The 24,514-nt window shown below is 72.2% G+C and carries 23 protein-coding genes; 4 read left to right on the top strand and 19 right to left on the bottom strand.

Annotated features, from left to right (window positions below; all coding sequences use genetic code 11):
• Positions 1 to 31: 31 nt before the first annotated feature.
• From gatB to CYQ11_RS22290, 9 genes are all read right to left on the bottom strand, one after another.
• Positions 32 to 1,540 carry an Asp-tRNA(Asn)/Glu-tRNA(Gln) amidotransferase subunit GatB gene (gatB, locus tag CYQ11_RS22330; protein ID WP_099201062.1) on the bottom strand — a complete coding sequence of 503 codons (1,509 nt, stop codon included), beginning with the start codon at positions 1,538 to 1,540 and terminating at the stop codon, positions 32 to 34.
• A 26-nt stretch (positions 1,541 to 1,566) separates the two neighbouring features.
• Positions 1,567 to 1,821: a hypothetical protein gene (locus CYQ11_RS22325; RefSeq protein ID WP_099201063.1), complete on the bottom strand. Its 255-nt coding sequence runs from the start codon at positions 1,819 to 1,821 to the stop codon at positions 1,567 to 1,569.
• Positions 1,818 to 3,311, bottom strand: coding sequence for an Asp-tRNA(Asn)/Glu-tRNA(Gln) amidotransferase subunit GatA (gene gatA / locus CYQ11_RS22320; RefSeq protein ID WP_099201064.1), 1,494 nt, complete (start codon positions 3,309 to 3,311; stop codon positions 1,818 to 1,820). Before gatA ends, CYQ11_RS22325 begins: the two co-directional genes overlap by 4 nt.
• 5 nt (positions 3,312 to 3,316) lie before the next feature.
• Positions 3,317 to 3,613, bottom strand: coding sequence for an Asp-tRNA(Asn)/Glu-tRNA(Gln) amidotransferase subunit GatC (gene gatC / locus CYQ11_RS22315; RefSeq protein WP_099201065.1), 297 nt, complete (start codon positions 3,611 to 3,613; stop codon positions 3,317 to 3,319).
• 178 nt (positions 3,614 to 3,791) lie between these two features.
• A complete protein-coding gene (locus tag CYQ11_RS22310) occupies positions 3,792 to 5,909 on the bottom strand; it encodes a putative bifunctional diguanylate cyclase/phosphodiesterase (protein WP_099201066.1) in 2,118 nt (705 codons plus the stop codon).
• 173 nt (positions 5,910 to 6,082) lie between these two features.
• Positions 6,083 to 8,356, bottom strand: a complete 2,274-nt coding sequence (gene ligA / locus CYQ11_RS22305; protein ID WP_104651083.1) for an NAD-dependent DNA ligase LigA — start codon at positions 8,354 to 8,356, stop codon at positions 6,083 to 6,085.
• An 8-nt stretch (positions 8,357 to 8,364) separates the two neighbouring features.
• On the bottom strand, positions 8,365 to 9,390 hold the full coding sequence (locus CYQ11_RS22300) for a methionine synthase (protein WP_240003557.1): 1,026 nt from the start codon (positions 9,388 to 9,390) through the stop codon (positions 8,365 to 8,367).
• Positions 9,391 to 9,452: 62 nt separating this feature from the next.
• Positions 9,453 to 10,151, bottom strand: coding sequence for an SDR family oxidoreductase (locus CYQ11_RS22295; RefSeq protein ID WP_099201067.1), 699 nt, complete (start codon positions 10,149 to 10,151; stop codon positions 9,453 to 9,455).
• 14 nt (positions 10,152 to 10,165) lie between these two features.
• On the bottom strand, positions 10,166 to 10,705 hold the full coding sequence (locus CYQ11_RS22290; RefSeq protein ID WP_099201068.1) for an LOG family protein: 540 nt from the start codon (positions 10,703 to 10,705) through the stop codon (positions 10,166 to 10,168).
• A 234-nt stretch (positions 10,706 to 10,939) separates the two neighbouring features.
• Between CYQ11_RS22290 and CYQ11_RS22285 the strand changes: the two genes are divergently transcribed.
• Positions 10,940 to 11,389, top strand: coding sequence for a hypothetical protein (locus CYQ11_RS22285; protein WP_099201069.1), 450 nt, complete (start codon positions 10,940 to 10,942; stop codon positions 11,387 to 11,389).
• Positions 11,390 to 11,659: 270 nt separating this feature from the next.
• On the opposite strand, the gene CYQ11_RS30430 is transcribed toward CYQ11_RS22285, so the two are convergent.
• On the bottom strand, positions 11,660 to 11,926 hold the full coding sequence (locus tag CYQ11_RS30430; protein WP_240003558.1) for a hypothetical protein: 267 nt from the start codon (positions 11,924 to 11,926) through the stop codon (positions 11,660 to 11,662).
• Between CYQ11_RS30430 and CYQ11_RS30425 the strand changes: the two genes are divergently transcribed.
• On the top strand, positions 11,916 to 12,203 hold the full coding sequence (locus CYQ11_RS30425) for a hypothetical protein (RefSeq protein ID WP_240003559.1): 288 nt from the start codon (positions 11,916 to 11,918) through the stop codon (positions 12,201 to 12,203). The two genes, CYQ11_RS30430 and CYQ11_RS30425, sit on opposite strands and share 11 nt — an antisense overlap.
• Positions 12,204 to 12,267: 64 nt before the next feature.
• Here CYQ11_RS30425 and mnmA read toward each other — a convergent pair whose 3' ends face one another.
• The gene (mnmA, locus tag CYQ11_RS22275) at positions 12,268 to 13,413 is read right to left on the bottom strand and encodes a tRNA 2-thiouridine(34) synthase MnmA (protein ID WP_099201071.1); all 1,146 of its coding nucleotides are present in this window, start codon (positions 13,411 to 13,413) and stop codon (positions 12,268 to 12,270) included.
• Between the two features lie 86 nt (positions 13,414 to 13,499).
• On the bottom strand, positions 13,500 to 14,669 hold the full coding sequence (locus CYQ11_RS22270; protein ID WP_099201072.1) for a cysteine desulfurase family protein: 1,170 nt from the start codon (positions 14,667 to 14,669) through the stop codon (positions 13,500 to 13,502).
• 106 nt (positions 14,670 to 14,775) lie between these two features.
• Between CYQ11_RS22270 and CYQ11_RS22265 the strand changes: the two genes are divergently transcribed.
• Positions 14,776 to 15,234 carry a carboxymuconolactone decarboxylase family protein gene (locus CYQ11_RS22265; RefSeq protein WP_099201073.1) on the top strand — a complete coding sequence of 153 codons (459 nt, stop codon included), beginning with the start codon at positions 14,776 to 14,778 and terminating at the stop codon, positions 15,232 to 15,234.
• Positions 15,235 to 15,255: 21 nt separating this feature from the next.
• Here the strand turns inward: CYQ11_RS22265 and CYQ11_RS22260 are convergent, their stop codons facing one another.
• Positions 15,256 to 16,230, bottom strand: a complete 975-nt coding sequence (locus CYQ11_RS22260; RefSeq protein ID WP_099201074.1) for a helix-turn-helix transcriptional regulator — start codon at positions 16,228 to 16,230, stop codon at positions 15,256 to 15,258.
• Between the two features lie 113 nt (positions 16,231 to 16,343).
• Here CYQ11_RS22260 and CYQ11_RS22255 point away from each other — a divergent pair, with 113 nt between their 5' ends.
• Positions 16,344 to 16,946, top strand: coding sequence for a TIGR03086 family metal-binding protein (locus CYQ11_RS22255; protein ID WP_099201075.1), 603 nt, complete (start codon positions 16,344 to 16,346; stop codon positions 16,944 to 16,946).
• A gap of 12 nt (positions 16,947 to 16,958) precedes the next feature.
• On the opposite strand, the gene CYQ11_RS22250 is transcribed toward CYQ11_RS22255, so the two are convergent.
• The 6 genes from CYQ11_RS22250 to CYQ11_RS22225 form a co-directional block, all read right to left on the bottom strand.
• Complete coding sequence (locus tag CYQ11_RS22250; protein ID WP_099201076.1) at positions 16,959 to 17,618, bottom strand: trimeric intracellular cation channel family protein; 660 nt, start codon at positions 17,616 to 17,618, stop codon at positions 16,959 to 16,961.
• A gap of 67 nt (positions 17,619 to 17,685) precedes the next feature.
• Positions 17,686 to 19,179: a M1 family metallopeptidase gene (locus tag CYQ11_RS22245; protein ID WP_099201645.1), complete on the bottom strand. Its 1,494-nt coding sequence runs from the start codon at positions 19,177 to 19,179 to the stop codon at positions 17,686 to 17,688.
• 154 nt (positions 19,180 to 19,333) lie between these two features.
• On the bottom strand, positions 19,334 to 20,398 hold the full coding sequence (locus CYQ11_RS22240; protein ID WP_099201647.1) for an ABC transporter ATP-binding protein: 1,065 nt from the start codon (positions 20,396 to 20,398) through the stop codon (positions 19,334 to 19,336).
• Positions 20,399 to 20,409: 11 nt separating this feature from the next.
• Positions 20,410 to 21,582 (bottom strand): ABC transporter ATP-binding protein, encoded by a 1,173-nt coding sequence (locus tag CYQ11_RS22235; protein ID WP_240003560.1) that lies wholly within the window; start codon positions 21,580 to 21,582, stop codon positions 20,410 to 20,412.
• Positions 21,579 to 22,577 (bottom strand): ABC transporter permease, encoded by a 999-nt coding sequence (locus CYQ11_RS22230; RefSeq protein WP_099201077.1) that lies wholly within the window; start codon positions 22,575 to 22,577, stop codon positions 21,579 to 21,581. The genes CYQ11_RS22235 and CYQ11_RS22230 overlap by 4 nt, the downstream gene beginning before the upstream one ends.
• A 125-nt stretch (positions 22,578 to 22,702) precedes the next feature.
• Positions 22,703 to 24,475, bottom strand: coding sequence for an ABC transporter substrate-binding protein (locus tag CYQ11_RS22225; protein ID WP_099201078.1), 1,773 nt, complete (start codon positions 24,473 to 24,475; stop codon positions 22,703 to 22,705).
• Positions 24,476 to 24,514 lie beyond the last annotated feature (39 nt).

The raw sequence follows: 24,514 nt of genomic DNA, 5'->3' as shown, positions 1-24,514 counted from the left end.
GGGGCGGCCACGACTGCCGGACGGCGGGGGATCAGCCCTCGACGCCGAGCTTCTCCAGGATCAGCTCACGCACGCGGGCCGCGTCGGCCTGGCCGCGCGTGGCCTTCATGACCGCGCCGACGAGCGCACCCGCCGCCGCGACCTTGCCGGAGCGGATCTTGTCGGCGATGGCGGCGTTGGCCGCGATGGCCTCGTCCACGGCCGTGCCCAGCGCGCCCTCGTCCGAGACGACCTTCAGGCCGCGCGCCTCGACGACCTGGTCCGGGCCGCCCTCACCCGCGAGCACGCCCTCGATGACCTGGCGGGCCAGCTTGTCGTTGAGGGAGCCCTCGGCGACGAGCGCGCACACCCGGGCGACCTGCTCCGGGGTGATCTCCAGGGCGGCGAGGTCGCTGCCGGCCTCGTTGGCCCGGCGCGCCAGCTCGCCCATCCACCACTTGCGGGCGGAGGCGGCGTCGGCGCCGGCCTCGATCGTGGCGACGATCAGGTCGACCGCGCCCGCGTTGAGGATCGACTGCATGTCGTGCTCGGAGACGCCCCACTGCTCGCGCAGCCGGTTGCGGCGCACGCGCGGCAGCTCGGGCAGGGTGCCCCGCAGCTCCTCGACCCACTCGCGGGAGGGGGCCACCGGCACCAGGTCCGGCTCGGGGAAGTAGCGGTAGTCCTCCGCCTCCTCCTTGATCCGGCCCGAGGTCGTGGAGCCGTCCTCCTCGTGGAAGTGACGGGTCTCCTGGACGATCGTGCCGCCGGAGGACAGCACGGCCGCGTGGCGCTGGATCTCGAAGCGCGCCGCCCGCTCGACCGAACGCAGCGAGTTGACGTTCTTCGTCTCGGAGCGCGTGCCGAACTTCTCGCTGCCCTTGGGCATCAGCGAGAGGTTGACGTCGCAGCGCATCTGGCCCATCTCCATGCGGGCCTCGGAGACGCCGAGCGCCTTGATGAGCTCGCGCAGCTCGGCGACGTACGCCTTGGCGACCTCGGGGGCGCGCTCGCCCGCACCGGTGATCGGCTTGGTGACGATCTCGATGAGGGGGATGCCGGCGCGGTTGTAGTCCAGCAGGGAGTGCCGGGCGCCGTGGATGCGGCCGGTGGCGCCGCCCACGTGCGTGGACTTGCCGGTGTCCTCCTCCATGTGGGCGCGCTCGATCTCCACGCGGAAGACCTCGCCGTCCTCCAGCTGGACGTCCAGGTAGCCGTTGAAGGCGATCGGCTCGTCGTACTGCGAGGTCTGGAAGTTCTTCGGCATGTCCGGATAGAAGTAGTTCTTCCGGGCGAAGCGGCACCACTCGGCGATCTCGCAGTGCAGCGCCAGGCCGATCTTCACGGCCGACTCGACGGCGGTGCCGTTGACGACCGGCAGGGAGCCGGGCAGGCCGAGGCAGGTGGGGCACGTCTGCGAGTTGGGCTCGGCGCCCAGCTCGGTGGCGCACCCGCAGAACATCTTGGTCTTGGTGCCGAGCTCGACGTGCACCTCGAGGCCCATGACGGGCTCGAAGGTGGCAAGCGCCTCCTCGTACGACACCAGTTCAGTGACGGTCACGGAAAACTAACCTCTCAAGTCCCGGCTCAGCCCGCGAGGACGTCGTCGCTGTTCATGCGGCGCAGCTCGCGGACGAGCAGGGCGACGCCGGTGGCGATGGCGGCGGCGGAGACGACGGCGTCGACGAGCTGGAGCGTGTCCTGCTCGCCGCGCGCCTTCTTGGCCTGCTTGACGACGCTGATCGCGCCGAACAGCGTCGTGCCGATGGACAGGTACGTACCGGCCTTGGACTTCTTGAAGCCCTTGGCCTTCTTCAGCGCACTCTGCTTGTCGTTGCTCACAGCGACGGTGCCTCCTCCAGCAGCGGGTGTCCCCACCGGGCGGTGAACGCGGCCTCGACCGCGGCACCGACCCGGTAGAGCCGGTCATCGGCCATGGCGGGGGCGATGATCTGCAGCCCCACCGGCAGCCCGTCCTCCGGGGCGAGGCCGCACGGCAGCGACATGGCCGCGTTGCCCGCCAGGTTGGTCGGGATGGTGCACAGGTCGGCGAGGTACATCGCCATCGGGTCGTCGGCGCGCTCGCCGATCGCGAAGGCGGTGGTCGGGGTGGTCGGCGAGACCAGCACGTCGACCTGCTCGAACGCCTTCTCGAAGTCCCGGGTGATCAGGGTGCGGACCTTCTGCGCCGAGCCGTAGTACGCGTCGTAGTAGCCGGAGCTGAGGGCGTAGGTGCCCAGCATGACGCGGCGCTTGACCTCGGGGCCGAAGCCGGCCTCACGGGTGAGGGCGGTGACGTCCTCGGCCGACCGCGTGCCGTCGTCGCCGACCCGCAGGCCGTAGCGCATGGCGTCGAAGCGGGCCAGGTTGGAGGAGCACTCGGACGGCGCGATCAGGTAGTACGCGGCGAGCGCCAGGTCGAAGGACGGGCAGTCCACCTCGACGACCTCGGCGCCGAGCTCCTTGAGGAGCTCCACGGACTCGTCGAAGCGCTGGAGCACGCCGGGCTGGTAGCCCTCGCCCCGGAACTGCTTGACGACGCCGACGCGCATGCCCTTGACGTCGCCGTTGCGCGCCGCCTCGACGACCGGCGGGACCGGGGCGTCGATGGAGGTCGAGTCGAGCGGGTCGTGACCGGCGATGACCTCGTGCAGCAGGGCGGCGTCCAGGACCGTGCGGGCGCAGGGACCGCCCTGGTCGAGGGAGGACGAGAAGGCGACCATGCCGTAGCGGGAGACCGCGCCGTAGGTCGGCTTGACGCCGACGGTGCCGGTGACGGCGGCGGGCTGGCGGATGGAGCCGCCGGTGTCCGTGCCGATGGCCAGCGGGGCCTCGTAGGAGGCGAGGGCGGCCGAGGAGCCGCCGCCGGAGCCGCCGGGGATCTTGGTGAGGTCCCAGGGGTTGCCGGTCGGGCCGAAGGCGCTGTTCTCGGTGGAGGACCCCATGGCGAACTCGTCCATGTTGGTCTTGCCGAGGATGACGACGTCCGCGTCCTTCAGGCGCTTGGTGAGCGTCGCGTCGTACGGCGGGATCCAGCCCTCGAGGATCTTGGAGCCGACGGTGGTCGGGATCCCCTTGGTGGTGAAGATGTCCTTCAGCGCGAGCGGGACGCCGGCCAGCGGGCCGAGCTTCTCGCCGCGCTCCCGCTTGGCGTCGACCTCGCGGGCCTGCGCGAGCGCGCCCTCGCGGTCGACGTGCAGGAAGGCGTGCACCTTCTCGTCGACGGCCTCGATGCGGGCCAGGTGGGCCTCGGTGACCTCGACGGCCGTGAGCTCGCCGGAGGCGACCTTCTCGGCGATCTCGGCGGCGGTGAGCTTGATGATCTCAGTCATCGGGATCAGTCCTCCCCCAGGATCTGCGGCACCTTGAAACGCTGCTGCTCCTGTGCGGGGGCGCCGGAGAGCGCCTGCTGGGGGGTCAGCGACGGGCGGATCTCGTCCGCCCGCATGACGTTGGTCAGGGGCAGCGGGTGGGAGGTCGGCGGTACGTCCTCGTCGGCCACATCGGAAACGCGGGCGACCGCGCCGATGATCACGTCGAGCTGTTCGGCGAAGTGGTCGAGCTCTTCCGCCTTCAGCTCCAGACGTGACAGCCGGGCGAGGTGAGCGACCTCCTCGCGCGTGATGCCAGGCATGCAGCGATCCTCAAGGGTGGGTGTATAGGTTCGCCCCAATCCTATGGCTCAGGGCCGTGTGCCCGCGCAACGGTTTCCGCAGGGCCGCCGCGCGGGCCCTTTCCGGGGGCGCGGCGGCCCGGCCGGCGCCGCCCCGCCGGGCCCCGGAGCGGGACACGGCCCGGGCCGGGCACCCCGGCTACGTCACCGGCTGGTCCGCTTCCTCCGTCGCCGGGGCGGGGGCCGCCGCGGGGGCCGGGGCCACCGGGACGGGCGGGCCCTCCCGGTGCCAGCCGGACTCGCGCAGGCGCAGCCAGGCCGTGGTCTCGTCGGGCGGCATCGCCGCGGCGACGAGCCAGCCCTGGACCGCGTCGCAGCCCAGGTCGCGCAGGCGCTCCCAGGTCTCGTCGTCCTCGACGCCCTCCGCGACGACGACCAGGCCCAGGGAATGGGCGAGGTCGAGCGTGCAGCGGACGATCTCCGCGTCCTCGTTGTCGATGGCCAGCCGGGCGACGAAGGAGCGGTCGATCTTGAGTTCGCTGACCGGGAGGCGGCGCAGGTGGACCAGGGAGGAGTAGCCGGTGCCGAAGTCGTCGAGGGACATCTTCACGCCGTGGCCGGTGAGGCCGGCGAGGGTGTCGGCCGCCCGCTGGGGGTCCTCCAGCAGGACGTGCTCGGTTATCTCCAGCTGGAGCGCCCCGGCGGGGACGCCGTGCCGGGCGAGCCGCGCGGCGACCGAGCCGGCGAAGCCGGGGGTGTGGACGTCGCGGGGCGAGACGTTGACCGCCACCGGCACCTCCAGGCCCATGGCGCGCCACTTGGCCACCTGGCACAGGGCGGTCTCCAGGACGTACTCGGTCAGCCGGGGCATCAGGCCGGAGGACTCGGCGATGGCGATGAACTCGTCCGGCGAGACCCGGCCCCGCTCCGGGTGGACCCAGCGGACCAGGGCCTCCAGGCCCTCGACGTGGCCGTCGAAGGCGACCTTGGGCTGGTAGTGCAGCTCGACCTCGCCGGCGTCCAGCGCCCGGCGCAGATCGCCCAACAGGCCGAGCCGGTCGGGGGTGTTGCCGTCGCGGCGGGCCTCGTAGACCTCGACGCCGCTGCGGTCCCGCTTGGCCTGGTACATCGCCACGTCCGCGCGGCGCAGCAGGCCCTCGGCGTCGAGCGCGTGGTCGGGGTAGACGGCGACGCCAGCGCTGGCCTCCAGGACGAGGGTGAGCCCGTCGAGGTCGAGCGGCGAGCCGAGGTCGGCGACGAGTGCGCGGGCCACGCGCTGGGCGCTGGTGAGGGAGTCCGCGACGGGCAGCAGCACGGCGAACTCGTCCCCGCCGAGCCGGGCGGCCTCCGCGTCGCGCGGGAGGGCGAGCCGCAGCCGTTCCGCTATTTGCAGGAGCAGCCGGTCGCCGGCGAGGTGCCCGAGGGTGTCGTTGACGGACCGGAAGCGGTCGAGGTCGATCAGGACGAGCGCGGCCCGCACGCCGGCCTGCTCGGCCTCGTCCAGGGCGGTCCAGGTGCGCTCCAGCAGCCACTGACGGTTGGGCAGCCCGGTGAGGGGGTCGCGCAGCTGTTCCTCGGCGCGGGCGCGCGCTATCCAGAGGGTGGAGTCCAGGGCGACGAGGGGGACCGCGAAGAGGGGCAGGAGCAGCGGCGCGTGGTCCGCGACGACGGCGATGAGCGGGGCGATGCCCAGCAGGGCCCCGCCGACGAGGGCCTGCCGCATGAGGGCGGTGCGGGCGATGCTGGTGAGGGCGGCGCGCGGGGCCACGGAGTACCAGAGCAGGGCGCGGGTGACGGCGAGGTAGAGGAAGGCGGCGAGGGCGATCTTCGGGGCGGCCGACAGCCGCCACGTGTCGGGCAGCCAGGGGTTCTCGACGCTGGCGTGGATCCCCCAGCCGGCCAGGGCGAGGCCGGCGGCGGCGATGCCGAGGATGTCGACCGCGCCGTGGAGTAACGCCTGCCGCCAGCGGTGCCGGCGGGCGGTGGCCACGAGGGCCACCACCGCGATGCTGATCAGCACGGACGGGAGCCAGCCGTAGAGCAGCAGGACGGCCAGGGTGAGGGCGGCGCCGGAGCCGGTGCCGCCCCACCAGCGGTCGCGTCCGAGGGCGACGAGATGGGCGACGATGAGCGCGGTGAGCGTCGCGAGGGCCCAGCCGGCGGCCTGGCCGGGGAAGAGCGCCCGGCCCGTGCCGACGGCGCGGAAGGTCCCGGCGGCGAGTGCCAGTACGGCCAGGGCCACGCAGACCGTCGGCAGCGCGGGCGGGGATAGCCGGCGCAACCGCGATGCCGGTTCGGCGCTGTCGGTGGGTTTCATGCCCGTCCCTCTCACAGCCGGCGGTGCCCGCGCCACGGCAGGCGCACATCTCAACAGTAGGCCGCAGAAGGCTACGGCGGGCAGCGATCGGCAGCGGTTGCCCGAATGCGATCCGGCCTTCTGCAGCCATCTGGTACGCGCTGTAGGGGTAATGCCCACTGACTATGCGGGCATTACTCCGCTGGGGTGGCCTCCTGGGGCACGGCCTTCTCGCGCGCCGCCTCCGGGCCTTCGTTCAGGAGTGCGGTGAAGCCCTCCTCCTCCAGCACCGGGACCTTCAGCTGCATCGCCTTGTCGTACTTCGAACCGGGGTTGTCACCCACCACCACGAAGTCCGTCTTCTTCGACACCGAACCGGTCACCTTCGCTCCCCGGCTCTGCAGCGCGTCCTTGGCGGCGTCACGGGTGTAGCCGGTGAGCGTACCGGTGACGACGACGGTGAGTCCGGCCAGCGGTCGCGGGCCTTCGTCCTCGCCGGCCTCCTCCTCCATCCGGACGCCGGCGGCCTTCCACTTCGCCACGATCTCACGGTGCCAGTCCTCCGCGAACCACTCCTTGACGGAGGCGGCGATGGTCGCGGCGACGCCCTCGACGGCGGCCAGCTCCTCCTCGCCCGCCTCGGCGATCCGCTCGATCGAGCGGAACTCACGGGCCAGCGCGACCGCGGCGACGGGACCGACGTGACGGATGGAAAGGCCGGTCAGGACGCGGGAGAGCGGCTTCTCCTTGGCCTTCTCCAGCTCGGCGATCAGCTTGTTGGTGTTCTCCTTGGGCTGCGCCTCCAGGGTCCGCTTCTCCTCGCCCCGGCCCACCGTCTTGGGCTGGCCGTAGAAGTAGGGCGCGAGGACGCGGTCGTCCTCGGAGGCACCCTTTCGGGTGTCACGGCGCCACATCTTGACGTCGCGCAGGTCCTCGACCTTGATGTCGAACAGGTCGGCCTCGCTCGTCAGCACCCGGGGCCCCTCGTCCGGCGCGGTCAGCGCCCGGACCGTCTCCTCGCCGAGGGCCTCGATGTCCAGCGCCTTGCGGCCGGCCAGGTAGAAGATTCGCTCACGCAACTGTGCCGGACAGGACCGGGCGTTGGGGCACCGGAGGTCGATGTCCCCCTCCTTCATCGGGCGCAGCCCGGCCCCGCACTCGGGGCACTCCGCGGGCATGACGAACTCCCGTTCGGTGCCGTCGCGGAGGTCCACGACCGGCCCGAGGATCTCGGGGATGACGTCACCGGCCTTGCGCAGCACGACCGTGTCACCGATGAGGACGCCCTTGGCCTTGACGACCTCCTGGTTGTGCAGGGTGGCGAACTCCACCTCCGAGCCCGCGACCGTGACCGGCTCGACCACGGCGTAGGGCGTCACCCGGCCCGTGCGGCCGACGCCGACGCGGATGTCCACCAGCTTGGTGTTGACCTCCTCGGGGGGGTACTTCCAGGCGATGGCCCAGCGGGGGGCGCGCGAGGTGGAGCCGAGGCGGCCCTGGAGGGGGATCTCGTCGAGCTTGACGACGACGCCGTCGATCTCGTGCTCCATCGAGTGGCGGACGTCCGGGTCGCCGTGGTGGGCGATGAAGGCGCGGACGTCGTCCAGGCTGTCGACGACCCGGGCGTGCGCGGCGGTCGGCAGACCCCATTCGCGCAGCAGTTCGTACGCCTGCGACTGGCGGTCGATGTCGAAGCCCTCGCGGGCGCCGACGCCGTGCACCACCATGCACAGCGGGCGGGAGCGGGTGACCTTGGGGTCCTTCTGGCGCAGCGAACCGGCCGCCGCGTTGCGCGGGTTGGCGAAGGGCGGCTTGCCGGCCTCGACCAGACGGGCGTTCAGCTCCTCGAACTTCTCCGTGGGGAAGTAGACCTCGCCGCGGACCTCGACGAACGCGGGGACGCGCTCGCCCTTGAGCCGCTCGGGCACCCCGGAGATGGTGCGCACGTTGGGCGTGATGTCCTCGCCGGTGCGCCCGTCGCCGCGGGTGGCGGCGCGGACGAGGCGGCCGTTCTCATAGGTGAGGTTGACGGCGAGGCCGTCGACCTTCAGCTCGCACAGGTAGTGGTACGGCGTGCCGCCGACCTCCTTGACCAGCCGGTCGGCCCAGGCGGCCAGCTCCTCGTCGTCGAAGGCGTTGTCGAGGGAGAGCATGCGCTCGCGGTGCTCGACGGCCGTGAACTCCGTCTCGTAGGCCCCCGCGACCTTCTGGGTGGGCGAGTCCGGGGTGCGCAGCGGCGGATACGTCTCCTCCAGGGCCTCCAGCGAGCGCAGCAGCTTGTCGAACTCCGCGTCGCTGATGACGGGACGGTCCTTGACGTAGTACCGGAAGCGGTGCTCCTCGACCTGCTCGGCCAGCAGAGCGTGCTTCTCCCGCGCCTCGGCGGGCACCGCCGCCTGGGCCGCGAGCCCTTCGAGCTCGTCGCCTCGCTGTTCGACAGCCACCGTCTCGTCCTCCCGTTGATCCATGAGCGCCGTCACTCAGGGTTGTCTGCGAGTGATTTCGCCGCCCGGACGCAGTGCGCGAGGGCCGCACGGGCATAGGCGGGCGAAGCGCCCGCGAGCCCGCACGAAGGAGTGATCACCACGGACTCCGCGAGGGTCCCCGGCGACAGCCCCAGCCTGCGCCACAGCGTCCTGACACCCATGACGCTACCGGCAGGGTCTGACAACGGGCCGTCCGTGCCGGGCACCACGCCAGCGAACAGCTTGGTGCCCGCCTCGACGGTCTCACCGATCGCGTCGTCCTCACGCTCGGTGAGCAGCGAGAAATCGAACGACACCCCGGCGACCCCCGCGTGCCGCAGCAGCGCGAACGGCACTCCGGGGGCGCACGAGTGAACGACCAGCGCCCCGCCCGGGGTCTCCCCCGCCACCGCGGCCAGGTCCCTGAGCGCGCCCTCGACCACGGCCCGGTCCACCGCCCGGTGGGTGCGGTAACCGCTGGCCGTACGGACCTGGCCGCGCAGCACCGCGGGCAGCGACGGCTCGTCCAGCTGGAGCACGATCCGCGCGCCCGGCACCCGGCGCCGCACCTCGGCGAGGTGGGCGCGGAGCCCCTCGGCCAGCGAGGCGGTCAGGTCCCGGCACGCCCCGGCGTCGCTCAGCGCGGCCTCACCGCCGCGCAGTTCCAGCGCGGCCGCGAGCGTCCACGGCCCGACGGCCGAGACCTTCAGCGGGCCCCCGTACCCCTGCGTGAACTCCTCGAGCGCGTCGAGGTCCTCGCCGAGCCAGGACCGGGCGCGACGCGTGTCGCGCCCCGGCCGGTCGCTGATGCGCCAGCCGCTGGGCTCCACGTGCGCGAAGACCTCCACCAGCAGCCCGGCGGTCCGGCCGATCATGTCCGCGCCGGGACCGCGGGCGGGCAGCTCCGGTAGGTACGGCAGTGACTCCAGTGACCCGGTGACGGTCTTCGCGGCCTCCCGGGCGTCTCCCCCGGGCATCGACCCGATGCCCGTGGCGACCCCGGCGTCCCAGTCCTTGAACGTGTTCGTCTCGCTCACTCAGGAAGGGTACGAGACCGCGGGCGCCGCGGGCCCCGGGGCGTGCGCCGCAGGTGGTGCCCTCAGCCGCCCGAATGCCCCGGGCGCACCGACAGGTCGTGGATCTCGGCGTCGCGCGGCAGGTCCACCGCCAGCAGCACGGTCGCCGCGACGGACTGCGGGTCGATCCACTTGCCCGGCTCGTAGTCCTTGCGCTCGTGCTGGTGCACCTTCGCCTGCATGGGCGTGGCCACCCGGCCCGGGTAGACGCTGGTGACCCGGACGCCGTTGGTGTGCTCCTCGGCGCGCAGGGAGTCGGCGAGCGCCTTGAGCCCGTGCTTGCTGGCCGCGTACGCCCCCCACTCGGCGTTGGCGCGCAGCCCGGCACCGGAGTTGACGAAGACCACGTGGCCGTTCGACACCCGGAGCTGGGGCAGGAGCAGGCGGGTCAGCTCGGCGGGCGCGACCAGGTTGACGGCGAGCGTGCGGTTCCAGGTCTTCGGGGTCAGCTCGCCGACCGGGCCGAGGTCCGCGACGCCCGCGACGTGCAGCAGCGAGTCGACGCGGTCCGGCAGCGTCTGGTGGCCCAGCGCCCAGGAGAGCCGGTCGGGGTTCTCCAGGTCGGCGACGAGCGTGCGGGCGCCGGGGAACCGCCCGGCCAGCTCCTTGGCCCGGCCGGCGTCGCGCGCGACGAGCCACAGCTCGTCGCCCCGTGCGTGCAGTCGCTCGGCGACGGCCTCGCCGATGCCGGATCCGGAGCCGGTGATCACATGTGTTGCCATGCCCCCAGCTTGCCCTAGGAGGTGCCCGCGGACTCCTCGAGGTAGGCCATGGCCCCGACGGCGTCCTCGGCGAAGAACACCAGTGCGGTCAGGGGCAGCGGAAGGAAGCCCTCGTCCTCCATGCGCTGGAACTGCTGCTTGAGCCCGTCGTAGAAGCCGGCGGCGTTCAGCAGCACCACGGGTTTGTCGTGCAGACCGTGCTTCTTGAGCTCCAGGATCTCGGTCGCCTCGTCCAGCGTCCCCGTCCCGCCGACCATCACGACGACGGCGTCACCGCGCGCCAGCAGCTGCGCCTTGCGCTCGGCGAGGTCCTTGGCCACCACCATCTCGTCGGCGTTCTTGCGGGCCTTGGCGGCGAGGAACTCCACGGAGACGCCCACCAGCCGTCCCCCGTTCTCCTGCACGCCGTCGGCCATCACCTTCATCAGCCCCGACTCCGAGCCGCCCCACACCAGGGTGTGCCCGCCCTTGCCGATGAGCGCGGCGAACTCGCGGGCGGGTCCGGTGTAGCGCTCGTCGAGGTCGGCGGCGGAGCAGAAGACGGTGACGTTCATGGGCGCCACGGTACGCCGCGGCGGCGCGACCCGGACACTATGCGCTGGTTTAGACCAGTCCTGATCAGGGTTCGGGATCTGTTGGGTCGCGACTACGTCACGGTGTTACCGGCGGTATGGCCACGGCCGCGAGCACTGTCTAGCGTGGCCGGGCCGCCCCCCAGCGGACCCGTCGGCTAGACACCGAAAGTCCAAAACGGTCCGATTCCCAGCCATTTCACCGAGAGTGCCACAGTGAAGCTTCGCCACATCCGCACCGCCGCCATATCCGGAATCGCCCTCGTCGCCCTCGCCGGAACAAGCGGTTGCGGCGGGCAGTCGGCCGAACAGGACTCCGGCTCCGCCGCCACGCCCGCCGCCGACACCGCGACCAGCGCGGACGCCGCCCGCGAGGCGCTGCGGGAGGTCAAGGTCTCCGACTGCGCCTACGCCGGCAAGCAGGGCGTCACGGCCCAGCTGAGCGCCACCAACAGCAGCGCGACGGCGACCTACAGCTACAAGGTCACCGTGAAGTTCACGGCGCCGGACGGCACCGCCCTGGCCACCCAGACGCCGTCCATGCCGTTCGTCCGCCCCGGCCGCACCGACACGCTCGACATCGCGACCCCGTACGCCCCCAAGGCGGGCGCCTCCACGGGCGGCGTCAAGTGCGAGGTCGCCGGCGTGGAGCGCACGACGGGCTGAGGTCACGGGGCCCGCTCCTCGCGGAGTCGGGCTCTATGCCCTGTTTTCGGCCAGCACGGGTCCCGGTTCGGAACCCGTTCCGTCGCGACCGCGTTACAGAAAGCTCCTCGATTTGGCGCCGTGTAAGGGCGTTGTTAGCGTGACGTGCGCTCGTCAATCCACGGCGAAAACAAGCCACTTCATCGGGGGAGTCATCAGCGTGAAGCTTCGTCATGTCCGCGCGGCCGCCATCTTCGGTATCTGCGTCGTCGCCCTGACCGGAGCCCGCGGTCACCACGGCGGCAGCTGCGGCGGGTCCAGCCACAGCAGCAGCCACTCCTCCTCGGGCGGCTCCACCTCGGGCGGCAGCACCACTGGAGGGGACTCCTCCAGCGGCACGTTCGGCGGTACGACGAGCGGTGGCTCGACCACCGGCGGCACCACCGGCAGCGGCACGTCGTCCGGCACCACGTCCGGCACGACGGGCGACTCCTCGTCGGGGAGCTCCTCCGTGCTGGGTTCGAGCGGCGGCGGCAGCGGCAGCGCCATGAGCGACATCAAGATCCTCAGCTGCTCGTACAGCGACCGCCTCGGCATCACGGCCAAGGTGCAGGCGACCAACAGCAGCGCCACGCGGTACGACTACCGTCTGACGGTGAAGTTCTACGGTCCCGACCGCGCGCTGCTGGCCACCCGCAACCCGTCGATCCCGTCGGTGGGTCCGGGCAAGACCGACACCCTCGACGTCTCCACTCCGTACGTCCCCAAGCCGGGCACGTCGGGCACGGTGCGCTGCGAGATCCCGACCGTGACGCGGACGGCCGCCTCGTTCTGAGGCGGAGGGTCCGGCATGGGAGAGCGGGGGCGCGCGACGCGCCCCCGCTCTCCCATGTTCGGTCCTAGCGGACGGCCGCGGCCCGCTCCGTCGCCGCGATCGTCGCCGAGCCGACCACACGCGTGTCGTCGTAGAGGACGATCGCCTGGCCCGGGGCCACGCCGCGCACCGGCTCGGTGAAGCGGACGTGGAGTTCGTCGCCGACGAGCTCGGCCGTCACCTCGGTCTCGCCGCCGTGGGCGCGCAGCTGGGCCGTGTACGTGCCGGGGCCCTCGGGGGCCACGCCGCACCAGCGGGGCTTGATCGCCGTCAGGGCCGTCACGTCCAGCGCCTCCACCGGGCCCACCGTCACCGTGTTGTTCACCGGGGAGATGTCCAGGACGTAGCGCGGCTTGCCGTCCGCGGCCGGGTGACCGATGCGCAGGCCCTTGCGCTGGCCGATGGTGAAGCCGTAGGCCCCCTCGTGGGTGCCGAGCTTGGTGCCGGACTCGTCGACGATGTCGCCCTCCGCCTTGCCGAGGCGCTTGGCCAGGAAGCCCTGGGTGTCGCCGTCGGCGATGAAGCAGATGTCGTGGCTGTCGGGCTTCTTCGCCACGGCCAGGCCGCGTCGCTCCGCCTCCGCGCGGATCTGGTCCTTGGTGGTGATCGTGTCGCCCAGCGGGAACATCGCGTGGGCCAGCTGCCGCTCGTCCAGCACGCCCAGCACGTAGGACTGGTCCTTGGCCATGTCCGAGGCGCGGTGCAGCTCGCGCGTGCCGTCGTCGTTCACCACGACCGTGGCGTAGTGACCGGTGCAGACCGCGTCGAAGCCGAGCGCGAGGGCCTTGTCCAGCAGCGCCGCGAACTTGATCTTCTCGTTGCAGCGCAGGCAGGGGTTGGGGGTGCGGCCGGCCTCGTACTCCGCGACGAAGTCCTCGACGACGTCCTCACGGAAGCGCTCGGCGAGGTCCCAGCAGTAGAAGGGGATGCCGATGACGTCCGCGGCGCGGCGGGCGTCCCGGGAGTCCTCGATGGTGCAGCAGCCGCGGGCGCCGGTGCGGAAGGACTGGGGGTTCGCGGACAGCGCGAGGTGCACGCCGGTCACGTCGTGGCCGGCTTCGACGGCGCGGGCCGCGGCGACGGCGGAGTCGACGCCGCCGGACATGGCGGCGAGCACGCGGAGGCGACGGCCGTCGCGGGGACCGGAAGGTGCACCAGGGAAGTCAGTCATAGCCCTACCAGGGTACGGGTCCGCTGCGGCGGGGCCTTTCCTTCCCCTGCCACCGCCGGGAGGCGCCCCCGTCCGGGGCGGTGCCCCTAGCTCAGGCCCGCCGTCCGCGCCCGTTCCACCACCGGGCCGATCGCCTCGACGACCGCGGCGACGTCGTCGCGCGTCGACGTGTGCCCCAGGGAGAAGCGCAGCGTCCCCCGGGCCAGCTCCGGGTCCGTGCCCGTCGCCAGCACCACGTGGCTGGGCTGGGCGACGCCGGCCGTGCAGGCCGAGCCCGTGGAGCACTCGATGCCCCGGGCGTCCAGCAGCAGCAGCAGGGAGTCGCCCTCGCAGCCAGGGAAGGAGAAGTGGGCGTTGGCGGGCAGCCGGCCCGCGGGGTCGGGGTCGCCGCCGAGCACCGCGTCCGGCACGGCCGCGCGGACGCCCGCGATCAGCTCGTCGCGCAGGGCGCCCACCTCGCGCGCGAACGCCTCGCGCCGCTCGGCGGCCAGCGTCCCCGCGACCGCGAAGGCGGCTATGGCGGGCACGTCCAGCGTCCCGGAGCGCACGTGCCGCTCCTGGCCGCCGCCGTGCAGCAGCGGCACGGGCGCGTACTGGCGGCCCAGCAGCAGGGCGCCCACGCCGTACGGGCCGCCGATCTTGTGGCTGCTGACGGTCATCGCGGCGAGCCCGGACGCGGCGAAGCCGACGTCCAGCTGACCGACGGCCTGCACCGCGTCGGAGTGCAGCGGCACCCCGGACTCGGCGGCGACGTCGGCCAGTTCGCGCACCGGCATGACCGTGCCGATCTCGTTGTTCGCCCACATCACGGTGGCCAGGGCGACGTCGTCGGGGTTGCGGGCGATGGCCTCGCGCAGCGCGTCGGCGTGCACCCGCCCGTAGGAGTCGACCGGCAGGTACTCGACGGTCGCCCCCTCATGGGTGGCGAGCCAATCGACGGCGTCGAGCACGGCGTGGTGCTCCACGGGGCTGGCCAGCACGCGCGTGCGGGCCGGGTCGGCGGCCCGGCGGGCCCAGAAGAGGCCCTTGACGGCGAGGTTGTCGGCTTCGGTGCCGCCCGCGGTGAAGACCACCTCGCTGGGGCGCGCGCCGAGCGACGCGGCGAGCGACTCGCGCGCCTCCTCGACGGTGCGGCGCGCGCGCCGCCCGGCGGCGTGCAGCGAGGAGGCGTTTCCGGCGAGGGGCAGCTGGGCGGTCATCGCCTGCACCGCCTCCGGAAGCATCGGGGTGGTGGCGGCGTGGTCGAGGTAGGCCATGGTGGGCACGATTCTACGAGGCCGGGTGCGGGACCGTACGGGGCGTTCCCAGCCGTGGACGCGCGGTCCTTGCCTTGGAGCGCACTCCAGCTCGTACGGTCGGGTCATGAGCGACACGAACGACGAGAACACGACGGCCGGCCCGTCCGGCCGGACCTCCTTCGACCGGGGCATGGAGATGCTCCGGCAGGTCGTCGGCGAGGGCGGCCAGAAGGCGGTGGACTCCCTGGCCGACGTCTCCCCCGAGCTGGGCCGGCAGGTGGTGTCCTGGGGCTTCGGCGAGATCTACGCCCGGCCCCAGCTGGCGCCGCGCGACCGCCAGCTGGTCACCCTCGGCATGCTGACCGCGCTGGGCGGCTGCGAGCCGCAGCTGGAGGTGCACGTCAACGCCGCGCTCAACGTCGGGCTGAGCCCGGAGCAGGTGGTGGAGGCCCTGCTGCACTCCGCCGCCTACTGCGGCTTCCCGAAGGCGCTCAACGCGACGTACGTCGCGAAGAAGGTCTTCGCCGAGCGCGGCCTGCTGCCGCTGCCGGACGGGAGCGCGCCGCGGGCGGACGCCGGCTGACCCGGGCGTGACCGCCGCCGCTCAGGCCGGCGGCCCGCCCGCCCCCTCCGTCGCGTACCGCTCGACGATCGCCGCCGCCACCTGCGCCAGGTCCTCGCGGACCTCCTGGGGACAGACCACCTCCACGTCCGCCCCGAAGGCCAGCAGCGGCCGGGCCGAGCGGATCTCGGGCACCGCGAGCTCCACGACGGCCGGATCTCCGGCGGAGGGCGGTCCGGTGAGCTGGGAGCCGTGGAGGCGGACGAACAGGTCGAGGCGCGAGCGCCGCACCCGGGCGGTGACCCGCACGTCCGCCGGCCGCTCCTCGACCTCCCGGCGCAGCTCGTCCCACACGTCCGCGAGTTCCACGCCCGGCCGGCGGCGCACCGGCTCGTCGGTGAGCTCCGCGGCGGCCACCCGGTCGGCGCGGAAGAGCCGCGGCCGGCCGCTGCGGTCGGCGACCAGGTACCAGACGCCCGCCTTGGCCACGAGGCCGTAGGGGTCGACGGTGTACGCGCGGGGTTCCGTCGTCCCGCCGTGGCGGTAGCGCAGCCGCAGCCGGCGGTCGGTGAAGACGGCGGTGTGCAACTCGCCGAGGCCGGCCGCGGGGGCGGGGCCGCCCATCCAGCGGACCGGGTCGACGAGGATGCGGCGGCTGGTCGCCTCGGCGGCGGGCCGGTGGGCGGCGGGCAGGGCGGCCATCACCTTGCGCAGCGCGGAGCCGAAGGCGCCGTCCAGGCCGAGGGCGGAGTGCGTGCCCTGGGCGGCGAGCACGAAGAGGGCACGGGCCTCGTCCGCGGTGAGCCCGGTGACGTCCGTACGGAAGCCGGGCAGCAGCCGGATGCCGCCGTGGCGGCCGCGCTCGGCGTAGACGGGCACGCCGGCGGCGGAGAGCGCTTCGACGTCGCGGTAGACGGTGCGCACGGACACTTCGAGGCGCTTGGCCAGGTCGGCGGCGGGCACCCGGTCCCGGGTCTGGAGCAGCAGCAGTATCGACAGCAGGCGGTCGGACTTCACGGCCGTGGACCCTCCGATGGACGTGCCGGGGAAAACCTGACGGCAGGTGTCAGGTTATCCACGCATGATCAGCCGCGTCGGACCACGGAGACCACTGACCGGAGGACCTTTCCATGGACGCGAAGACGACCCGCCCGCTGGACGCCGCGAGCGACCCGCGCCCCCTGTACGCCCGCGCCGCCGACCAGGTGGCCGCGCTCGTCGCGGCCGTTCCCGCCGGCGGCCTGGACGCCCCGACCCCGTGCGAGGGCTTCGACGTGCGCGCCCTGCTCGCGCACCTCGTCAGCGGTGTCCGGGCCGGTGCCGCGCTCGGCGAGACGGGGCGGGACACGGATCTGGCCCCGGTCACGGGCGTGCCGGACGACGGCTGGGCGAAGGCCTACGACGAGGCCCGCGCCCGGCTGGTGGCCGCCTGGGCGGACGACGCGAAGCTGGACGTGCCGGTGGTCGTGCCGTGGGGCACGATGCCGGGCCGGGCCTTCCTCGCGTCGGGGGGCGTGCTGGAGACGGTCGCGCACACCTGGGACCTGTCCCGGGCCCTCGGCGACCCGCTCCCGCTGGACCAGGACCTGGCGGAGTACGCGCTGGAGTGGGCGCACCGGGCGCTGCCCGCGGAGCGGCGTGGCGAGGGGGTGCCGTTCGAGCCGGTCCGGCAGGCGCCCGAGGGTGCGGACGCGTACACGCGGCTGGCCGCGTGGCTGGGCCGCGAGGTCTGAGGCCGGGAGGGCTCAGGCCTCTTCGCTGGCCGCGCTGCGCCGGTGCCAGGCGCGCGGGGCGCGCCAGTTGTAGCGCATGGCCAGCAGCCGCAGGACGAACGCGGTCGCCGCGGACAGCATGCTGGTGGTGATGTTGAGCGAGTCGTAGCGGATGAGCAGCGCGGCCATGGTGGCGCCGACCATGGCCGGGACCGCGTAGAGGTCCCGGTCCCAGCGCAGCAGCGAGGGCACCTCGTGGGCGAGTATGTCGCGCAGCACGCCGCCGCCGACCGCCGTGGCGAGGCCGAGGGTGGCGGCGAAGGTGAGGCCGAGCCCGTGTCCGTAGGCCTTGACGGTGCCGGCGACGCAGAAGAGGCCGAGGCCGGCGGCGTCGAAGACGCCGACGGCCTTGGTGATGCGCTCGACCTCGGGGTGGAGGAAGAAGACGATCGCGGTCGCGACCAGCGGCGTGACGAAGTAGCCGAGGTCGGTGAAGGCCGCGGGCGGCACGGCCCCGATGATCAGGTCCCGGAACAGGCCGCCGCCCAGTGCCGTGACCTCCGCGAGCACCGCCATGCCGAAGACGTCGAAGTTCTTGCGGACGGCGAGCAGGGCACCGGAGATCGCGAAGACGAAGATCCCTGCGATGTCCAGCGAGTGCTGGACGGTGGGGCTGAACAGATCGGTGAGCACGCGACATTCTTACTCGTCGCGGGCGGTGTCCCTGACAATCCGTCTCGCTCCCCGGACAGGGTCCCGCTCAGCGCCCGGGCAGCGCGGGCTTGCCGGGGGTGTGGAGCCAGGTCGTGAAGAGGTCCCCGAGGTCCTTGTGGGACACGGCCTCGGCGAGGGCGGTGAACTGGGCGGTGCGGGCGTTGCCGTGCCGGTGGAGCTTCGTCCACCGGGGCAGCAGCCGGAAGAACGCCCGGTCGCCGATCCGCTCGCGCAGCATCTGGAGGGTCATGGCGCCCCGGTAGTAGACGGCCCGGGAGAGCATGGTCTCCCGCTGCGGGTCGGCGACGACGACCTTCCAGAAGGGGTCGTCGGCGTGATGCAGGTCGTAGGCCTCCAGGAAGGACTGGTGGGCGCTCTTGCGGCCCTTGTGCTCGTCCCACAGCCATTCGGCGTAGGTGGCGAAGCCCTCGTTGAGCCAGATGTCCTTCCACCGCTCGACCGACACGGAGTCGCCGAACCACTGGTGGGCCAGCTCGTGGACGACGGTCGACTCGTCCCGCACGGCCGAGAAGAGGGGCTTGGTCTGGGCCTCCAGCGAGAAGTCCGCCTGGGGCACGTCGTCGATGATCGCGCCGGTCTCCTCGAAGGGGTACGGGCCGAAGACCCGCGACCAGTGGTCGGTGGCCTCGGCGGTCAGCGCGTACATGTCGAGCTTGCCGGCGGCCAGCGTGGGGTCGGTGGCCACGTAGAGGGGGGTGCCGCCGGGGGTGGTGCCCCTTTTGACGTCGAACTTCCCGATGGTCGCGGTGGCCAGGTAGGGGGCCATGGGCTTGTTCTCCCGCCAGTGGGTGACGGTGGTGGCGCCGTGGGCGGAGGTGGCGAGCAGCCGGCCGTTGGAGATGGCGGTGAGGCCCTTGGGAGCCCTGATGCGGATGTCGAAGGTGGCCTTGTCGGAGGGGTGGTCGCTGGAGGGGAACCAGGTGGAGGCCGCGTTCGGCTCGCACGCCACGAAGGCGCCGTCCTTGGTCTTCATCCAGCCGTACCGGGAGCCGAAGACGACGGGGCCGCCGAGCGGCTCGGGCACGCCGCCGTAGGTCACGGTCGTGGTGAAGGTGCGGCCCTTCGGCAGCGGGATGACGGGGTGCACGCGCAGTTCGTCGCCGTCGCGGCGGAAGCCCGCCGGTATGCCGTTCACCTCGACCGAGGCGACGTCCAGGCGCTGGAGGTCGAGGTCGAAGGAGGAGAGCGGGCGGGTGGCCCGCGCGGTGATGGTGGTGCGTCCGTCGAGCCGGCCGCTGTCGGGGGCGTAGCGGACGTCGAGGTCGTAGTGGCGGACGTCGAAGCCGCCGTTGCCGAGGCCGGGGAAGTAGGAGTCGCCGACGCCCGGCAGGCCGGCCTCGGGGAGGGCGGCGAGGGAGGGGGCGGGCGCGGGGGACATCACCCAGGTGGAGGCGGCCGCCGTGAGGAGGGCGAGGAGCCGGACGGATATCCGCCGCGGGAGCGGGGTGCGTATCGCCCCGCTCCGTCGCGCCCGGCCGTCGCGGGTCCCGTGCTTCCGTATCGAACGGGGGAATGCCATGAGCCGTCCCTTCGAACGCGCGAGCGCCGTGCGGCGGCAGACGCGCCGGCTCTGCACCCTCCCCCTTCTTCCGTGCTCACGTCCCTACGAGGTGGTCGTCGTTCCGGCCGGCCGTCGGTGGCCGCGAACGACGGCATCCAGCCTGGCACGACTCTCAGGTGGCCGCACCTCGCGCCGCGGGTGCGGGGGCGTTCTCCGGGTGGTGGCAGGCCACCTGATGGCCGGTCCGCAGCGCCAGCAGCGGCGGCTCCTGCTGCTTGCACACATCGGTGGCCTTCCAGCACCGCGTGTGGAAGCGGCATCCGGCCGGCGGGGAGATCGGTGAGGGCACGTCGCCCTTGAGCAGGATCCTCCCTCCGCCGCCGGGAGCGGCCCCCGGCCTCGCGCGCCGCCTGGGGTCGGGCACGGGCACGGCCGAGAGCAGCGCCTTGGTGTAGGGGTGCATGGGCGTGGTGTAGAGGGACGTGCGGTCCGTCAGCTCCACCAGCTTGCCGAGGTACATGACCGCGATCCGGTCCGAGACGTGCCGGATGACGGACAGGTCGTGGGCGATGATGACGTAGGTCAGGCCCATCTCCTGCTGGAGGTCGTCCAGCAGGTTGACCACCTGGGCCTGGATCGACACGTCCAGCGCGGACACCGGCTCGTCGGCGACCACCAGCTTCGGCTTGAGGGCGAGGGCCCGGGCGATGCCGATGCGCTGGCGCTGACCGCCGGAGAATTCGTGCGGATAGCGGTTGAAGTGCTCGGGGCTCAGGCCCACCAGCCCCAGCAGCCGCTGGACCTCCTTCTTCACCCCGCCCTCGGGGGTGATGCCCTGGAGCCGGAAGGGCGCGCCGACGATCGTGCCGACGGTGTGCCGGGGGTTCAGCGAGGAGTACGGGTCCTGGAAGATCATCTGTACGTCGCGGCGCAGGGGCCGCATGCCGGCCACGCCGAGGTGGGTGATGTCCTTGCCCTCGAACTCCACCTTCCCGGCGGTGGGTTCGAGCAGCCGGGTGATCAGCCGGCCCATGGTGGACTTGCCGCAGCCGGACTCCCCCACCACGCCCAGGGTCTCCCCGGCGCGCACGTCGAAGGTGAGGCCGTCGACGGCCTGGACGGCGCCCACCTGGCGGCGCAGCAGCCCCTTGGTGATCGGGAAGTGCTTGACCAGGCCCTCGACCGTGAGGAGGGGCGCCGCCCCCTCGGGTGCCGCCTGCTGCTCGGGGATCGTCATCTCGTGGTCCTTCACAGCTTCGGTGCGATCTCTTCGGTCCAGATCCGGGTGCGCTCCTGTGGCGCCATGTGGCACGCGGACAGGTGCCGTTCCCGGCCGGGCACCAGGCGCAGCTCGGGCCGCTCGGTGCGGGTGACGCCGCCCGGGGGTACGTCGGCGTAGGGGCAGCGCGGGTTGAAGGCGCAGCCGGCCGGCAGGTTGATCAGGCTGGGCGGGGAGCCCTTCACCGGGATCAGCCGCTCGGTCTGCTCGCGGTCGATGCGCGGCATGGAGCCCAGCAGGCCCCAGGTGTAGGGGTGCTGGGGCTCGTGGAAGACCTGCTCGGCCGGCCCCTGCTCGACGCAGCGCCCCCCGTACATCACCAGGATGTCGTCGGCCAGCTCGGCGACGACGCCGAGGTCGTGGGTGATGATGATGACCGCGGAGCCGAACTCCGTCTGGAGGTCGCGGATCAGGTCGAGGATCTGTGCCTGGACGGTGACGTCCAGCGCGGTGGTCGGCTCGTCGGCGATGAGCAGGTCGGGGTTGTTGACCAGCGCCATGGCGATCATCGCGCGCTGGCGCATGCCGCCGGAGAACTGGTGGGGGTAGTCGTCCACCCGCCGGTCGGGCTGGGGGATGCCGACGCGGTCCAGCAGCTCGACGGCCCGTCTGCGGGCGGTCTTCTTGTCCACGTCGTGGTGGACGCGGTAGGCCTCGACGATCTGGGCGCCGACGGTGAAGTACGGGTGCATGGCCGACAGCGGGTCCTGGAAGATCATCGCCATCTCGCGGCCGCGCAGCCGCCGCACCCGCTCGGGGTCGGCACCCATCAGCTCGGTGCCGTCCAGCCAGATCTCGCCGCTGATCCTGGCCTTGCGGCGGCCGTACTGGCCGACGGTGTGGAGGCCCATGATGCCCAGCGAGGTCACCGACTTGCCGGAGCCGGACTCCCCCACGATGCCGAGGGTCCGGCCCTTCTCCAGCTGGAAGGAGAGGCCGTCGACGGACTTGACCAGGCCGTCGTCGGTGGGGAAGTGGACGCGCAGGTCGCGCACGTCGAGGAACGCGGTGGGCGCCCCGCCGCCGCTCACGGGCTCGCCCACGGCGCCCCCCTGGGCCGGGACGTCGCGGGACTTCGCGAGGCGCGGCGTCTTCTTCGCCGGGGGGCCGGAGGTGCCGGCCGGGTCGGGAACGGTCGTCATGAGAGCCTCACTCGGGGGTCGATCACGGCGTACAGGAGGTCCACGACGAGGTTGGCGACGACCACCGCGGTCGCCGTGATGAGCGTGACGCCGAGGATCAGCGGCAGGTCGCGGTCGCCGATGGCCCGTACCGCGGCCTGGCCGAGGCCGGGGAGGTTGAACGCGGTCTCGGTGAGGATCGCACCGCCGACGAGGGCCCCGAGGTCCATGCCCAGGATGGTGATGATGGGCGTCATCGTGGAGCGCATGGCGTGCTTGCCGATGACGACCCGCTCGCTCAGGCCCTTGGCGCGGGCGGTGCGGATGTAGTCCTCGCCCAGGATCTCCAGCATGGTGGCCCGGGTGAGCCGGGCGTACATGGCCGCGTAGAGGAACGCCAGGGTGACCCATGGCAGGATCAGGTTGGCGAACCACTCCCCCGGGTCGTCGGAGAAGTCGACGTAGTCGGCGCTCAGCCAGCCGAGCCCGTAGTGGAAGGCCGCCAGCGACAGCAGCGCCGTGAAGTAGATCGGCAGCGAGACACCGGCCAGGGCCGTCGTCATCGCGGTGCGGTCGAGGGCGGTGCCCCGCTTGAGGGCGGAGACGACGCCGGTGGTGACGCCCGCCAGCAGCCACACCACGCACGCTCCGCCGGCGAGCGAGAGCGTGACGGGCAGCCGGTCCTGGAGCACCGGCCAGATGGCCTGCTCGGTGCGGAAGGAGTAGCCGAAGCAGGGGACGTCACAGTGGAAGCTGGTGCCGCCTCCCGTGTAGTCGCGGCCGGCGAAGATGCCGGAGACGAAGTGCCAGAACTGCACGAGGATCGGGTCGGAGAGGCCGAGTTTCTGCCGGATGCCCTCGATGGCGGCGGGATCCGCCTGCTTCCCGACGTAGAGCGCGGCGGGGTCGGACCCCGTGAGCTTGGGGATCGCGAAGAAGATGCAGAAGGTCACCAGGGTGACCACGAGCATCATCAGGATGACGGCGAACAGCCGCCTGACGAGATAAGCGAACACTGCGGTCGGCCCGGCGGCGGCCCGGGGCCCCTTCCTTCGCGGAGGGGGCTCCCGGGCCGTCACCCGCGGCCCTCACCTGCCCTTCGGGCCTAGCGGCGGGTCGCCGGCGAAAGCGGACGGACGTGTCACTTGACGACGCCGAGCGAGGCGTAGTCGTAGCGGCCGTTGTACGCGTCGGACGTGTAGACGTTGGTCAGCCGGGAGCTGCGCCAGATGATGTTCTTCTCGTAGGTGAAGGGCAGGTACCAGGCGCCCTCGGTGACCTTCTTGTTGGCCTCCTGGTAGATCTTGGCGGCCTTGTCGGGGTCGATCTCGGCGATGGCGTCGTCGAAGAGCTTGTTGATCGCCGGCTCGTCGACCTCGGCGAAGTTCTGGTTGCCGCTCTCGGTGATGAAGCGGCCGTCCGCGATGGGCTGGAGGTAGCCCTGGCCGCTGGGGAAGTCCGCGCCCCAGCCCATGATGATGATGCCGTAGTTCTTGGCCTTCACGTTCTTCGGTGCGCCGATGATGCTGGAGTACTGGGCGCCGTCGTACTGGTCGATCTGGGCGTTGATGCCGATCTTCTTCAGGGACGCCTGGAGCGATTCGGCGGTGGCGACCTCGATCGGCTTGTTGTTGCGGACGGCGATGGTGGTGCTGAAGCCCTCCGGCTTGCCGCAGGCCTTCAGCTCCTCCTTCGCCTTGGCCTCGTCGGGCTTGCCCTGCTTCATCTGGAACGGGTCGTAGTTGCCGTCGTGGCCCTTCACGGCCGGCGGCAGCATGTTGACGCCGATGTCACCGCCCGCCTGGGGGCCGCCGCGCGCGGTCTGCAGCGAGGTGTGGTCGGCGCCGTACATGACCGCCTTGCGGCAGTGCTCGTTGTTGAACGGCTCCACGGACTTGGGCATCGCGGCGTAGCGGATGAATCCCGTCAGCGGGTTGTCGACGTTGGCCTTGTGGGAGCCGAGGGCGTTCTGCCGGCCGGCGGAGCCCATGCCCGTGGCGTTGAGGTCGATGTCGTACTCGCCGGCGATGAGCTTGTTGTCCATGTCGTCGGCGTTGGTGGTGATCTTGACCGTGATCTTGTCCGGCAGGGCCTTGCGGACCGGGTCGGAGTCCTTCTTCCACTTGTCGTTGCGGGTCAGCTCAAGGCCCTTGTTCGGGCTATAGGACACCCACTTGTAGGGGCCGTTGGAGAACACCCGCAGGCCGTACTTCTCGCCGGTGTCCTTGTCCGCCCGCACCGGCGCCGCCGCGGGGATCGCCAGCATCTGCAGGAAGTCGCCGTTGGGCTTGGGGAGGTGGAAGACGACGGTCTTGTCGTCCGGCGTCTCGATCGCCTTCAGGCCCAGCTTGTCCGGGCTCTCGTCCCGGTAGGGGCCCTTGTAGGTCTGGTCGGGGTCGAGCGTCTTCATCAGCCACAGCGGGCCGCCGGAGATCTTGTCCTGGGCCCAGGTGCGCTCGATGCCGTACTTGACGTCCCGGCTGGTGACCGGCTTTCCGTCCTCCCAGGTCACACCGTCGCGCAGGGTGAAGGTGTAGGTCTTCTTGTCGGCGGACACCTGGCCGGTGTCCGTGGCCAGGTCCGGTACGACCGCGACGCTCTCCTCGCCGGGAGCCGGCTTGGGGGTGACGAGCGTCCGGGTGAAGTAGCGCGCGAAGTCCCAGCCGAAGCCGTAGTAGCCGCGCTGCGGGTCCCAGCTGTCGGCGTCCTGGGTGGCGATGAACTTCAGCTCGCCGCCCTTCTTGTCGGAGGCGTTGGCCACCTTGTTGACGGCGGCGTTGAAGCCGGGGGCCTTGCCGTCGCCCTTGCCGTCCTTGCTCCCTCCGCCGCCGCAGGCGGTGGTGGAGACCAGGGCCGCGACCACGAGGGCCGCCCCCGCGGCCAGTCTGCGCCTCGAAGTTCGTTGGGTAGTCAAGATGTCGCGACCTCCGTGATGAGCCGCCGCCCCGGCCGG

Origin of the sequence: Streptomyces cinnamoneus (assembly GCF_002939475.1) — a bacterium.
Lineage (GTDB): Bacteria > Actinomycetota > Actinomycetes > Streptomycetales > Streptomycetaceae > Streptomyces > Streptomyces cinnamoneus_A.
This window is presented reverse-complemented; position numbering and strand designations above follow the sequence as displayed.